Source organism: Pseudarthrobacter sp. CCNWLW207 (assembly GCF_037203945.1).
In the GTDB taxonomy this organism is placed as follows: domain Bacteria; phylum Actinomycetota; class Actinomycetes; order Actinomycetales; family Micrococcaceae; genus Arthrobacter.
On sequence record NZ_JBBCBS010000014.1, the window covers coordinates 79,543 to 92,172 of the forward strand.

General features: G+C 66.0%; 10 protein-coding genes and 1 pseudogene. 4 read left to right on the top strand and 7 right to left on the bottom strand.

What is annotated here, in order from left to right; genetic code table 11:
• Positions 1 to 28: 28 nt before the first annotated feature.
• From V9L17_RS19110 to V9L17_RS19130, 5 genes are all read right to left on the bottom strand, one after another.
• Positions 29 to 2,206 carry a hypothetical protein gene (locus tag V9L17_RS19110; RefSeq protein WP_337347249.1) on the bottom strand — a complete coding sequence of 726 codons (2,178 nt, stop codon included), beginning with the start codon at positions 2,204 to 2,206 and terminating at the stop codon, positions 29 to 31.
• Positions 2,207 to 2,266: 60 nt separating this feature from the next.
• Positions 2,267 to 2,620: a hypothetical protein gene (locus V9L17_RS19115; RefSeq protein WP_337347248.1), complete on the bottom strand. Its 354-nt coding sequence runs from the start codon at positions 2,618 to 2,620 to the stop codon at positions 2,267 to 2,269.
• A gap of 28 nt (positions 2,621 to 2,648) precedes the next feature.
• Entirely contained in the window at positions 2,649 to 3,701 is a 1,053-nt protein-coding gene (locus tag V9L17_RS19120; RefSeq protein WP_337347247.1) for a hypothetical protein, read from the bottom strand.
• A 105-nt stretch (positions 3,702 to 3,806) separates the two neighbouring features.
• The gene (locus V9L17_RS19125) at positions 3,807 to 5,672 is read right to left on the bottom strand and encodes a gamma-glutamyltransferase family protein (protein ID WP_337347246.1); all 1,866 of its coding nucleotides are present in this window, start codon (positions 5,670 to 5,672) and stop codon (positions 3,807 to 3,809) included.
• Positions 5,673 to 5,796: 124 nt separating this feature from the next.
• On the bottom strand, positions 5,797 to 7,968 hold the full coding sequence (locus tag V9L17_RS19130; RefSeq protein ID WP_337347245.1) for an elongation factor G-like protein EF-G2: 2,172 nt from the start codon (positions 7,966 to 7,968) through the stop codon (positions 5,797 to 5,799).
• Positions 7,969 to 8,127: 159 nt separating this feature from the next.
• On the opposite strand from V9L17_RS19130, the gene V9L17_RS19135 reads away from it, so the two are divergent.
• The gene (locus V9L17_RS19135) at positions 8,128 to 8,709 is read left to right on the top strand and encodes a hypothetical protein (protein ID WP_337352522.1); all 582 of its coding nucleotides are present in this window, start codon (positions 8,128 to 8,130) and stop codon (positions 8,707 to 8,709) included.
• On the opposite strand, the gene V9L17_RS19140 is transcribed toward V9L17_RS19135, so the two are convergent.
• A complete protein-coding gene (locus tag V9L17_RS19140) occupies positions 8,675 to 9,397 on the bottom strand; it encodes a helix-turn-helix transcriptional regulator (RefSeq protein ID WP_337352523.1) in 723 nt (240 codons plus the stop codon). The two genes, V9L17_RS19135 and V9L17_RS19140, sit on opposite strands and share 35 nt — an antisense overlap.
• A gap of 88 nt (positions 9,398 to 9,485) precedes the next feature.
• Between V9L17_RS19140 and V9L17_RS19145 the strand changes: the two genes are divergently transcribed.
• Both V9L17_RS19145 and V9L17_RS19150 read left to right on the top strand, forming a co-directional pair.
• The gene (locus V9L17_RS19145; protein ID WP_337352524.1) at positions 9,486 to 9,899 is read left to right on the top strand and encodes a hypothetical protein; all 414 of its coding nucleotides are present in this window, start codon (positions 9,486 to 9,488) and stop codon (positions 9,897 to 9,899) included.
• A 61-nt stretch (positions 9,900 to 9,960) separates the two neighbouring features.
• Complete coding sequence (locus V9L17_RS19150; protein WP_337352525.1) at positions 9,961 to 10,869, top strand: DUF1905 domain-containing protein; 909 nt, start codon at positions 9,961 to 9,963, stop codon at positions 10,867 to 10,869.
• A 19-nt stretch (positions 10,870 to 10,888) separates the two neighbouring features.
• Here the strand turns inward: V9L17_RS19150 and V9L17_RS19155 are convergent, their stop codons facing one another.
• Positions 10,889 to 12,010, bottom strand: coding sequence for a zinc-dependent alcohol dehydrogenase (locus V9L17_RS19155; protein ID WP_337352526.1), 1,122 nt, complete (start codon positions 12,008 to 12,010; stop codon positions 10,889 to 10,891).
• A gap of 368 nt (positions 12,011 to 12,378) precedes the next feature.
• Between V9L17_RS19155 and V9L17_RS19160 the strand changes: the two are divergent.
• A pseudogene (locus V9L17_RS19160) lies at positions 12,379 to 12,630 on the top strand (HNH endonuclease signature motif containing protein); the annotation flags it as partial.

Genomic DNA, 12,630 nt, shown 5'->3' on the forward strand with positions numbered 1-12,630 from the left:
GTGCCTCCAGTGCCAGGCGTTGAGGTAGCTAGGCCCGGGCCACGTAGACCCCGGCTTCGCCGAAGCCGACAATGTCAGCCTTCCCGCCCCCGGTCACGTCCACCACAAAGCGGGGATGCCGTTCGATCCGCCAGCCGCCTGCCGTGTTCGCATACCCAAAATGCGTGTCCACCAAGCCGGGGCCCTCGAAAGCGCCGCCGCCCAGGTTCCGGGAAACGTACACTCCGGCGTCGCCGAACCCCACGATGTCCGGCAAGCCATCGCCGGTGGTGTCGGCCAGGAACCGGGGATGCCGCTCCACGCGCCATCCGCCGCCAACGTACCCGAAGTTGGCCACGGCCAGGGTCACCGGGCCGTAGCTGCCGTCGGCCTGGGCAAGGGAAACATAAGCCCCGGCATCCCCGAAGCCCAGGATGTCCGCCCGCCCGTCACCTGTCAGGTCAACCACGAAGCGCGGGTGTTTCTCCACGCGCCAGCCGCCTGCCACGTAGCCAAAGTTGGCGACAGCCAGCGTCACGGGGCCGTAGCTGCCGTCTGCCTGGGCACGGGAGATATACACGCCGGCGTCCCCGAAGCCCACAATGTCGGCCCGGCCGTCCGCCGTGGTGTCGGCCAGGAACCGCGGATGGTTCTCCACGCGCCAGCCGCCGGCCACATACCCAAAGTTGTTCACCACCAGCCGCAAGGCGTCGTAACTGCCGTCCGCCTGGGCCCGGGAGACGTACACGCCGGCGTTGCCGAAGCCGACGATGTCGGCCCGGCCGTCCGCGGTGGTGTCGGCCAGGAACCGCGGATGGTTCTCCACCCGCCAGCCGCCGGCCACATACCCGAAGTTGTCCACTACACGGCGCAGGGCATCAAACGTGCCGTCCGCCTGGGCCCGGGACACGTACACGCCGGCGTCGCCGAACCCCACAATGTCGGCCCGGCCGTCACCCGTAGTGTCGGCCAGGAACCGCGGGTGCTTCTCCACCCGCCAGCCACCAGCCACATACCCGAAGTCGTTCACGGCAAGATGGGGCACTTCGAACCGTCCGTCCGCCTGGGCCCGGGACAGGTAGGCGCCGGCGTCGCCGAAGCCCACAATGTCGGCCCGGCCGTCACCCGTAGTGTCGGCCAGGATCCGCGGGTGGCGGCCCACCTGCCAGCCGCCGGCGGAAGCCCCGTAGTTGCGGACCAGGAGTTGCGGCGACCAGCCCAAATGGGCGGGGGTGTGGCCGCACAGCGTGAATGTATTGCCCTTCATCAGGCACGGGACACCGCCGCTGGCAGCACAGTTCTCACAGTTGCCGTTGGTTGTCCCGTACCGGCCCCAGCTTCCGCCGCAGTTGCAGCCGCTGGCCGCGTACTCGTCGGGGCAGCCGAAGATGTGCCCGGTTTCGTGGGCGAAGACCCTGTCGATGTTGTCCGGTCCCCAGCCGTCGTTGTTGTAGTCCATCACAATCCGCGGTCCGCCGATCGACGCGTACGCAAAATGCCCGAGCGGGTACTTGGTGAAGAAGCCGCAGAAGGTCCAGCGTGTGCCAAAGCGTGTCCGCAGGTCCTCCACGTAGGCACCCACGCCGCTCCAGTCGGCGCTGTATCCGATGGCGCCCATGGCCGGATTCCGCCACAGCCCTTCCAGATCGGGGTTTGCCGGATCCGCCGGGGTAGCCAGGGTGACGTTCTGGATGTCATAGGCAAAGCTGATGCCTGCGATCGGGTTGGTCGTGGCAAAGTAGCCCAGCCCGTTCTGGACCTCAGCCACCACCTTCAGGACCTCTGCGTCCGAAAACCGCAGGGCCGCCGTCGGGCCCTGGACTATCACTATGCCCACAGCAACGGTGCCCTCGAGGTAACTGCTGGTGGGTGCGGCAGCGAAGGCCAGGCTGTCAGCGCCTACGTCCGCCTCCCCCACGGGCGCGACGTCCGTGCAGCCGGTCATGTCCCAGGGCTCCCCCTGCCGCGGACGGTTCTCCTTGGCGGTCCGGAACTCCTGCGAATCGCGCAGGCGGAGCGCATCCAAGCCGAGTCGCTCGGTGTCCGTGAGATCCTCCGGCACCGCGTCAGGCGCCAGGCCGTTCCGCAGTGGACCGCCGCCTTGCGGCACAACGGTGATCCGGATCCGCCCGTACTGGTGGACCGGCGGGTTCGGATCCGCCCCGCTCCGCAGCCCCGGAAAATCGTCCAGGACGGCCTGCTCCCTGACATTCAAATCTCCAGACATTGCCCTCTCCTTACACCGGCGTACAGCAAGGACTATGCGACGGCGGGCGTTACTGGAGTGTTATTGCTGCTGCGGAGGCTCCTCCGGCCAGTCAGGGGCTTCCCTTCCGGGCGCGTCCCACGGCAGGCCTTCCCCCGGGCGGGTCTTGGCTTCGCGGCGGGACAGCCACGCCTCGGCAAACAGCCGCTCCGCCGGCGTGAAATCCGCTGCCACTTCCGCCGGGACGCCCCCAGTGAACCAGCGCGTCCCCGGGACTGCCTCGGGCAGCGGATGGGTTGCCGGCACTCGCACAATGGCAATCCGCGGCGGCAGCCATTGAAGCACGACGGCGTGCTGGCGCAACTCCGCGAGCCGCCCACCGGCGGCGGCCTCCACGTCCAGTACTACCAGCGCCTCCACGAATTCCTCGGCCATGCGTTCCTCCGGAGTGCCCATCGGAGCGCTAGGTCCGGGCTCCGTGCGGTTTCCCGCCGACGCCGTCCAGGACGCCCCTCGCCTGCCGGTCCACAAGGCCGGTTAACAACTGCTGGGACGCCCCGAAGAGGATGGCCCAGGCCAGGATCTGGGGCGCCGAATCCAGTGCGCTCAGTCCGGGCACAAACCCGCCGCCCATGAGGACCAGGCCCAGCACCGCGGTAAGTGCCCCGGTGGGGAGCTTGAGGACCGTGAGGGCAATCGGGAGGCTGAACGGAACCGGGGTTGCCTCCATGCGGTGCAGGGACGTTGCCCCGGACACGGCAGCCGCCACCAGCCCAACGAACTGGATCAGGAAGATGTCCCCCGGCATCGCTGTCCTCAAGACCACCAGGTCCTTGTCGTCACCGGCGTCCGGGCGGTACAGCGACTCCGCAGCAGGGCAGACGATCTTGTCATCGGGGTTGAAGCACAGCGGGATGGACTGCGGCGCGCTCAGGCCCCAGATCCCCAATGCCACGGCCACCGAGAACAGCACCACGGTGGCCACTACCACCGCGTTCCGGAAGTTCCGGACCTTGATGTACTGCTGCCGTGAATGCGACCGGGCCGCCGTGAGGGCTATGCCAAGGCTCTCGCGCGTGTCGATGCTGACCGGCGACTCAAGGCTCTGTTTGGACAGCGCTTCGATCCGCCTTCTCCGTGGGTCTTCGGCTTCAAGGTACCGGCGGACGTCCGAGTGGATGCCGGGGAAATGCCCCTGGATGTAATCGTCCGGCGCGCGTAGCAGCAGCAGGGATTCTGCGGCATCCAGGTTGCTGACGGCGCATTCGATGGCTGATCCGCCGAAGTCGGTGAATCCGCGGTGGTTCCTGCCCCCGGCGGAGGTCTCGGCGATATCCAGGTGCCGGCTGATGCCCTCGTCGAGGACTGCAAGGAATTCGTCGTTGCTGCGGGACTGCATCCACACGGACAGGGCCCTGAGCCGGGTTGCGCGGGTCAGGACCTGCTCCGCCCAGATCCTGTTTTTGTGGCGTAACCGGTCTTGCTGGACCGTCCCGTTCTCGGTTGGATCACTCATCCCGGTCGCCTTCCGCCCGTGCGGCTGAATCTGTCATCCCCCCACGAGCACCCAGTATGGACAGGCGGCGTTACACCGGCGTTACGGAACCATCCTTTCCACCGCTCACTTGGCCGGCCGGACCACCATCGCTGAACCACCCCCGCGCCTGAGGGGCTCGGCCACTGCGGTCATGCTGTTATCCGGGCCAAACTCAATGGCTGTTGCGGCGCCGATCTCTGCCGCGGACGTGAAGGCGTCCCCTGCGGGTACCAGGTTGTGGCCGTACGGTGCCAGCTGGGATCCATAGAGCGTGATGAAGTCCGGCTCGGCCGTGACGTTCACCGTGTTGCGCTGGGCTGCACGGGGCGCGGCGAGCGCGTCGAAAATGCCCATGCCCAGATCCACCCGGTTAAGGATGGTTTGCAGAACCGTGGTGATGATGGTGGAACCGCCGGGCGAACCGAGCGCCAGGAACGGTTCTCCTTCGTGAAGGATGATCGTGGGCGACATTGACGAGCGCGGACGCTTCCCGGGTTCAATCCGGTTCGGGTCGTCCGGATTTGTGGAGGTATAGGAGAAGTCGGTCAGCTCGTTGTTGAGCAGGAATCCGCGGCCGGGCACCACAATGCCCGAGCCGCCGGTCTGCTCGATGGTGAGGGTGTATTCCACGACGTTGCCCCACTTGTCAGCCACGGTCAGGTTGGTGGTTGAGATGTTTTCGGTGTCCGTTTCATCAGCGGCCGCAGCGGGTGGAACCGGGCATACGCCGTCGTAGGATGTCACGTTCCCGGCCGGTACCGGTTTGATGGCCGCAGTGTCCGGATCGATCTGGCAGGACCGTTCCTTGCCGAATACCGGGTCCGTCAGTACCTCGGTGGGGACGTCGAAGAACGCGGGGTCACCCACGTAGGCGCCACGGTCCGCGAAGGCAAGCGCACTCGCCTCGAGGTAGTGGTGCAGGGCACCGGCGTCGGACATTCCGGCGAGGTCGAACGGCTCAAGGATGTTCAGTGCCTCGCCGACTGTTGTGCCGCCGCTGCTGGACGGCGCCATGCCGTAGACGTCGTAGCCGCGGTAGTTGACGTGCGTGGGCTCCTGGTCAATCGTCCGGTACGCAGCCAAATCCGCCGTCGTGAGGTATCCGGGCACAGCGGGAATGGAGACGGGCGTCGTCGCAGGTGGCACGGGTGCAGGAGCCACCCAGGTGGGATCCTTCGGCGGATCCTGCACCGTGGCGGCGATCTCCGCCGCGAGCGGGCCGCCGTAGAAGGCATCCGTCCCCTCCTTCGCGAGGAGCCGGTAGGTCTTCGCGAGGTCCTGGTTGTGGAAGACACTGCCGACGGCGGGGGCGTCGCCACCGGGAAGGAAAAGCTCACTGGTGGGCGTGAAAGCGGAGAAACGGACTTTGTTGTCAAGGGTCTGCTGGCGGAACGTTTCGTCCACCACAAACCCGCGGTTGGCCACCTTGATGGCAGGCTCGAGGGCCTCATCGAGGTCCAGCGTGCCCCATCGTTCCAAGGCGCGTTCCCATGTGGCCGGCGTGCCCGGTACACCAACCGAGACGCCGCTGGAGACGAGCTCCGCAAACGTGTAGAAGGTCCCTGTCGCCGGGTTCACGAACGCCGTTGGCGGCATGGTTGCCGGGGCGGTTTCACGGCCGTCGATAGTGCCCACCTTGCCGGTCTTCGCGTCGTAGAACACAAAATAGCCGCCCCCGCCAATCCCGGCACTATAAGGCTCTGTGACGCCCAACGTAGCCGCGGCGGCAACAGCGGCGTCCACGGCATTACCGCCGTCCCGCAGGACCTCAATGGCCGCAGCCGATGCCTCCGGGTCAACGGTGCTCACCGCCCCGCCGTACCCGGTGGCAACAGCCTCCTTCGTCGTCTCGCGAGGATCGGCGGAGGCCGGATTCATCACCGCCCCGCCCATAACGCTCAAAGCCAAAACCGCCGTAGAGGCAGCAAGTCGACGTCGTAAACCTGGCATAGTCGCTCCCTGATGAGGGTGGTGCGGGTTGAGGTGGGCGTCAGCCTACTCCGCGGCAGTTCGACATTCAACGGTGGTTCGAAAGCCCGCGCCCTGGTAATGCGCCAGCCCGCGGCCCTGCCGTTCAGGCGACAGGAACCGTGTTGCCGGGCACAGGGTCGTGCCTCAGGTACCTGCGCCGGAACCGTCCGGTGCCGGCAGTAAGGGCCCGCAATTCCACGGCGTACTTCAGGAGTTCCTGGTCGGGGACCTCAGCACTGATTTCGGTCAGATCCGAGCCGGAGGACGTTGTCCCGGTCAGGCGTCCGCGGCGGGCGGAAAGATCACTCATCACCGCCCCCACATGCTCATCCGAGACGCTGATGACAACTGAAGAAACAGGTTCCAGCAACTGGATACGCCCCGCTGCCGCGGCTTCCCGCAGCGCCAGGGCGCCGGCTGCCTGGAAGGCGGCGTCCGAAGAGTCCACGCTGTGAGCTTTTCCGCCCACCAGGGTTACGCGCAGGTCCACCACCGGGAAACCAGCGGAGACACCTTTCTGCATCTGCGACCGGACACCTTTCTCGACGGACGAGATGAACGTTCCCGGGATCACTCCACCCACAGTCCGGTCTACGAATTCGAAGCCACCACCCCGGCTGAGGGGTTCGACTTCAATGTCGCAAATCGCGTACTGCCCGTGGCCGCCGGACTGTTTTACGTGCCGGCCGTGGCCGGCAGCAGGAGCGGCGAAGGTTTCCCGGAGGGGCGTCACGACGCTGACGGTGTGCAGTTTCACGCCCTGGTCGCGCAGCCTGTCGAGCACCACCTCGGCATGGGCTTCTCCCATGCACCACAGGATCTGCTGGTGGGTTTCGGCGTTTCGTTCCACCCTCAGGGTAGGGTCCCCCGCTGCCACCTTTCCAAGGCTGCGGGCCAGTACGTCTTCGTCGCTGTGGGAGTCAGCCTCGATGGCCACGGGCATCAGGGGCTCGGGGATCTCCCAAGTGGCCAGGAGCAGGGGCTGCTCGCGGCCGGAAATCGTATCCCCGGTCTCGGCGCTGCCGAGCTTGGCCACAGCGCAGATGTCCCCGGCAATGCAGCTGGACACAGGACGCAGGTTGGCTCCCAACGGGGAATACAGGTGGGTGACGCGTTCGTCGGTGTCATGGTCCTGGTGGCCGCGGTCCGCCAGGCCGTGGCCAGCCACATGCACCGGGGTATCCGCCCGCAGCTCCCCGGAGAACACCCTGACCAGACACACGCGGCCCAGGAACGGATCAATGCTGGTCCTGACAACCTCCGCGGCCAGCGGCCCGGCAGGGTCACACGCCAAGGCACCCAACGGGGTTCCGGCCAGATCGGTCACGTCAGGCAGGGAGCGCTCCAGCGGTGATGGAAACGCCTGGGTCAGGACCTCCAGCAGTTCGGCCGCGCCCACCCCTGTCACGGCCGATGTGGAGAGAACCGGGAAGAAGGAACCGCGGGCGACGGCGGTTTCCAGGTCCTCGACCAGCACAGCGGTATCGATGTCCTCACCGCCCAAATAGCGGTCCATCAGCGTCTCGTCTTCGCTTTCGGCGATGATCCCTTCAATGAGTTCCGCCCGGGCAGATTCTGCTTCCTCCAGCTCCCGGGCACTGCCGGGGCGCCCGGTGGGGCGAACCTCCCCCGTCCCGTATTCAGAGACAGTCCCCGACAACAGGCCGAGGAGGCCGGTGACTTCACCGCCGGTCCGTACCGGGACATAGAGCGGCAGCACTGAATCCCCGAACGCCGCACGGCAGGCGGCCAGGACGCCGTCGTAATCGGCGCGGGGATGGTCCAGACGGGTGATGGCCACGGCGCGGGGCATCCCCAAGTGTTCGCACTCACCCCACAGGGCCGTGGTGGTCGCGTCGATGCCGTCAACGGCCGACACCACAAAAAGGACGGCGTCCGCAGCCCGCAGCCCTGCCCGGAGCTCCCCGATGAAGTCCGGATATCCGGGCGTGTCCAGGAGGTTCACTTTGGTGTCGCCAAGCAACAGCGGAACTACTGACAGCGTGACCGAGCGCTGCTGATGGACGGCAGAAGGATCCGAGTCGCTGACCGTTGTGCCGTCCGCGATACTGCCCTTGCGGGTAATCATGCCGTTCGCGGCAAGCAGCGCTTCAATGAGCATGGTCTTGCCCGCTCCGGAGTGGCCCACCAGCGCCACATTCCGGACCTGCGCAGGGTCCTGGGCGGGGATGCCGGCCGAGGCATCGGACCGGCGTGCCTCCGGTCCGCCGCGGCCGGCCGTCCTCGCTGCGTCCTTGGTACCTTTCACCGACATTGGAACCTCCTGGCGTCTTTGCCATGCCACCCGGGCTGAACGTGTTACTTGATTCGACACCCTGGCGGGCGGAACGGCAAGGGCACCGCCGGGCGATTCATGGACCGGTGGATAATTGCAACCAAGCCGAACAGTCAGCGCTGGCGTGAGGGGGTCCGGATGCAGCCATTTCCGCGCATCACGGTGGAGGTACCTGTGCTGGGTGTGGGATCGGGGCCGGCAGACTATGAGGGCCTTGCCCAGCGCGTCGATAGCCTGCGCCGGGTGGGGGGACTGCACATGACGCTGCTGCACATCGGCATCCTGGAGGACTTCTCCCGAGATGTCACCGAGTGGACCAAAGGCATCACCAGCGCCGACGCTGCAGCCCGGGAAACGGTACGTTGGCTGCGGTCCCTGCCGGTGCTCGGCGCCTTCTCCGGAACGTCAGACCGGCTCATTGTGCTGGGCGGAGGTCGCATCGCCGGACTGGAAGTGGATGTGCCGCAACAGGTGCATGATTTCCAGGTGTCGCTGGTGGAGGGACTGCGGGTGCTGCTCGACGGCCTGCTCGTGGACAACGTGGACGACTTTATCCTCAGTTCGCCCGCACTGGGGTTCAGATACCCGCACTGGGTGCCGCACGTGGCGGTGGGCCGGCCGAAGTCACGGTCCCGCGGACCGGTGGGGATTCCGCCCATGACCGTGGCGTTCGGTGAATCGCGGGTCAGGAACGGGAGGTTCCTGCCGGCAGTTGACTGAGGTCAGCGGATCCGGCGTCGTTCGCTCCTGGCGGGGCGATTCTTGCGCAGCACTGCCCGGGAGTGTCGTTGCCCAGCACCCTGTCCTCGGAATCACCGCATCCGGACGCCGCACCGCGGAGGAATGCGCCGTTCATCGCGCAAACCGTGTCCGGATGCCTGTCCGCCAGCCGATGGAAAGGGCAATTCAGCAGCGTCAGGCCGCCGGCGCCATCCGGTTCAGGCTGGTAGCCCTCGGCCGTGAGGAAGCCTTCCAGTGTCCCGTTTCCCGCAGCCGCGGTGCGGCCGGCTTCACGTGAAGTGACAAGGAGCGCTTCCCGGATGGGCGTCCCGCCGGACGACGAATGCTCAATGGCTGCAGCGAGCAGCTCGCCGGCGAGATCGTAGTTCCGGTCCGGAACGAAGGCCCCGATCTCAGGCTCGGCGGTCCTGTACATCTTGGCTGGCCGTCCCGAACCCGGGCCGGTCTTTCCCGCCGGTTTGTGGAACTCCACGGCCAACAGGCCGTCCTTCACCAGCCGGTCCAGGTGGAAGGACGCGGTGCTTCGCGGTAAGTCCACGGCCGCTGCCGCTTCGTCGCGGCCAACGGCACCGTCCGACGCTGAGACAAACTCGAACAGCTGGCGGCGCTTTTCATCCCCCAACGATGCGACGGCGGCCAGCCGGCCGGCCCACGGAAGTCTGCGCATGAGGGAGCCTCCTTCTAAAAACAACAACTGTTGATTAATCATAGCTTCACTTCTAAAATAGCATTACCTACTTTTAGAAGGAGTCATCATGAAATCCACTGCTGCGGAGCGGACGAACGGCCGGAGCCTGGTGGCTGAACCGGGGCATCAGGCGTTCCTCCTGCTTCGCACCGTCTTTACCGTTGCCCCCATCCTTTTCGGGCTGGACAAGTTCACCAACCTTCTTGCCGACTGGACCATCTATCTGGCCCCCGTGGCGAGCAGCGTGGTGCCCCTCCCGGCGCAGACCATCATGTATGCCGTTGGAGTGGTGGAGATCATCGCCGGCCTCGTGGTGGCGGTTCGACCGCACTTCGGGTCCCTGCTCGTGGCAGCCTGGTTGCTGGGAATCATCGTCAACCTCCTGCTGCTGGGCAGTTTCTTTGATATTGCCTTGCGCGACTTCGGCCTCCTGGTTGGTGCCCTGGCACTTAATCGGCTCGCCACGGCGGAGTCGCATTAGGCGTCTCAAGGGCCCTTTCCGGACCCTTGCCGGGCTGCGGGCGCGGAGAAATAATGGCCGCATGGTCCACTTCAGCGCTCTCGTTCGGCTGCAGGGACGCAACCCCTGCCTCGATGTACCCGATCCGGCCGAGCGCGGTTTGTTGCCCTTTGCGGAGAATGGCCGGATCAGGATTGCCGGTCAGCTCAACGGCACCGGCTTCAACGCCACCCTGATGCCCGTCAAGGGCAGGGGGCACGTGCTGTATCTTCCCGGTGGTCTTCGGGCGGCAACTGGCGTGAAGGCCGGCGACGTGGTGTCCGTCGATCTCCAGCCGCAAACTGCCCAGCAGGTCCTCCCGCCCGGCGAACTGGCCTCCGCGCTCCACGATCAACAAGGCGTCGCGGACCGTTGGAGCCAGCTGCCGGTGGCGTATCGGCGGGAGCTGGCCCGCTTCATCGAAGACGGCCGATCCCAGGGATCACGGAAGCGAAGGGTTGACCAGGTCGTGGCGCAGCTCGTCGGCGGGGCGGTTCTCCCGCCGGGCCGCCAAAGCGACCTGCCTTTGTGGACATGCCCGGACTGCGGTCAGTCATTTGTCACTCGGAACATGAACCATTCCTGCGCCGTGCACTCACTGGACGAACCATACCGCGGGAAGCCGCCCGAAATCCGGCAACTGTTCGATCTGGTCCGCCAAACTGTGGAAGCGATGGGACCTGTGACGCTTGTCCCCTACCGGGACCGCATGGCCTTTATGGTCCGAGTGCGCTTTGCCGGAGCCAAGCCGGCGAAGAGATGGCTCGATGTGGACTTCTGGCTCACCCGCAGGATCGAGTCTCCCCGGTTCCGGAAAGTTGAAACGCTAACGCCGTACACGCACATCTACACAGTCCGCGTCACCAATCGCGCCGCTGTCGACGACGAGCTCGCCGGCTGGCTCCGCGAAGCCTATGAGGTGGGCTGCCAGCATCACCTGCGGGAACCCTAGTCACTTTGCCCATGCCCGTTCAGGCCTGAATGAGAGCCGGGCGGTGGAGGACAAGCTTGGTGGCGTGCTCGGCGTACGCGCTGGGAGCGTCGTCGAAGTCCGCGAGGTGGCTCGTGACCTTCTCCGCGGGGAAGTTGTTGGTATGGACCCAGTCCAGGAGTTCGGGCAGGACCGCGCGGGGATGGGAAACACCCAGATGCAAGGTGATGTCGTTGGCGTACATGTGCATCAGAGGGATTCCGGTATTGGTGCCCGGATAGTAGCCAATGGCCGTACAGATCCCTCCTGGGGCCGTGGCACGGATGGCCTTGCGCACCCCGGAAGCAGTGCTGGAAGCCTCGACCACAATGTCGTACCCGGCCCTTGGACTGGCAGACTTCCCGGTGCGCTGGTGGGCATCGGCTCCGAGGGAATGGGCAACATCAAGGCGACGGTGACTGGTGTCCACATAATCGACCTTCGAGGCGCCGTGTGCGACGGCGAGGCCGGCGGCGTAGAGGCCGATGGACTTGCCCCCGCCACCAAGGACCAAGACTTTCGCGCCGGGCCTGGCCCGGAGCTGCGGCACCACGGTCCGCCATCCATCCGCGAGGTTGTCGCTGGCGGCCGCGACGCGCAGTGGGTCCAGCCCGTCAGGCAGCGGGACGAGCATGTGCTCGGCAAACGGCACCCGGATCAGGTCTGCCACCATCCCGCCGTAGGGCCCGCAGGCCGGGCCGAACCCGTAAGCGGCGATGGCGCGTCCGTCCCGGGCAACGGTGCATTTGGAGGTCAGGCCCCGCTTGCACATTGCGCACCGTCCGCAAGAAACGGACCATGGCACAACCACTTTGTCGCCCACATTGAGATTCCTGACGTACGGGCCGGTCTCGACCACCTCCGCGATCGCTTCGTGCCCAATCGCGAACGGTCCTTGGAAGGGCACCGGCCCACAGATGTTTCCGACGACGGGGTCGATCACCCCTGCCTTCAAACCGGCCTGCAACCCCCGCGAGACACGGTGGTGGATCGGCAGAGTGTCACCGTCGCAACGGCCCACAACAATCGGGCGCACGATCGCATCATCACCTGTGATCAGCCTCGGGTCGATGCGTTCAATCCACTCCAGCTTGCCGGTGCTGATGAAATTCAGTTCACGCATGGGTGGATCCGTTCTGTGGGGAGCCCTCTGCTGATGATCTTCTCCCCTGCCGCTCATTCTGCCGGGGACGCCCACCACGATACGGGCAGCAGCGGCTTCCGAGAAGACCGGTTGGAAGCGCTAACTCATTCCGTGTCCTTCGTGGCCGCAGGGATGGTCCGGCACGGATCATGGGGATGACACCGCCGACGGAAAAAGTTCGCTCTCGAGTCCGGTTTTCACGGCAGCCTCGGCCGGAGGCCTTCAACTTGCTGCCCTGCACCCGGGGACGAAAACCGCCCAAAGGCAATTCTGAGAGGGTCCTGAGGTTATCCACATAGGGAATTTGCTGTGGTGTTTTTGTTGGCGGGTCGCTGGATGATGGGGGTATGGGGATCCCGGGTGTTGAGGAGGCGGTTGAGGCCTTCGAGGCTGCTGCTGCGGAGTTTGCTGCCTGTATGCGCCGGGGGCTGGGTGGCCGCGGTTCTCAGGCGGGTTTCCAGATGGGTTCCGGGATGGGTTCCGGGGGTGGTGATCCTTTGCGGGGGCAGGCGGATGCGTGCTTGGACGGGCTGGGCGGTTCGGTCCGGGTGGAGGCGATGGTGGCGGCGTTCAGGGTGCGCCTGGCCGCCGCGTATGCG

What these genes read in the sequence shown, in the direction of transcription:
- V9L17_RS19110 (WP_337347249.1), bottom strand. Translation starts at nt 2,206, where the DNA reads ATGTCTGGAGATTTGAATGTCAGGGAGCAGGCCGTCCTGGACGATTTT.
- V9L17_RS19115 (WP_337347248.1), bottom strand. Translation starts at nt 2,620, where the DNA reads ATGGCCGAGGAATTCGTGGAGGCGCTGGTAGTACTGGACGTGGAGGCC.
- V9L17_RS19120 (WP_337347247.1), bottom strand. Translation starts at nt 3,701, where the DNA reads ATGAGTGATCCAACCGAGAACGGGACGGTCCAGCAAGACCGGTTACGC.
- V9L17_RS19125 (WP_337347246.1), bottom strand. Translation starts at nt 5,672, where the DNA reads ATGCCAGGTTTACGACGTCGACTTGCTGCCTCTACGGCGGTTTTGGCT.
- V9L17_RS19130 (WP_337347245.1), bottom strand. Translation starts at nt 7,968, where the DNA reads ATGTCGGTGAAAGGTACCAAGGACGCAGCGAGGACGGCCGGCCGCGGC.
- V9L17_RS19135 (WP_337352522.1), top strand. Translation starts at nt 8,128, where the DNA reads ATGCAGCCATTTCCGCGCATCACGGTGGAGGTACCTGTGCTGGGTGTG.
- V9L17_RS19140 (WP_337352523.1), bottom strand. Translation starts at nt 9,397, where the DNA reads ATGCGCAGACTTCCGTGGGCCGGCCGGCTGGCCGCCGTCGCATCGTTG.
- V9L17_RS19145 (WP_337352524.1), top strand. Translation starts at nt 9,486, where the DNA reads ATGAAATCCACTGCTGCGGAGCGGACGAACGGCCGGAGCCTGGTGGCT.
- V9L17_RS19150 (WP_337352525.1), top strand. Translation starts at nt 9,961, where the DNA reads ATGGTCCACTTCAGCGCTCTCGTTCGGCTGCAGGGACGCAACCCCTGC.
- V9L17_RS19155 (WP_337352526.1), bottom strand. Translation starts at nt 12,010, where the DNA reads ATGCGTGAACTGAATTTCATCAGCACCGGCAAGCTGGAGTGGATTGAA.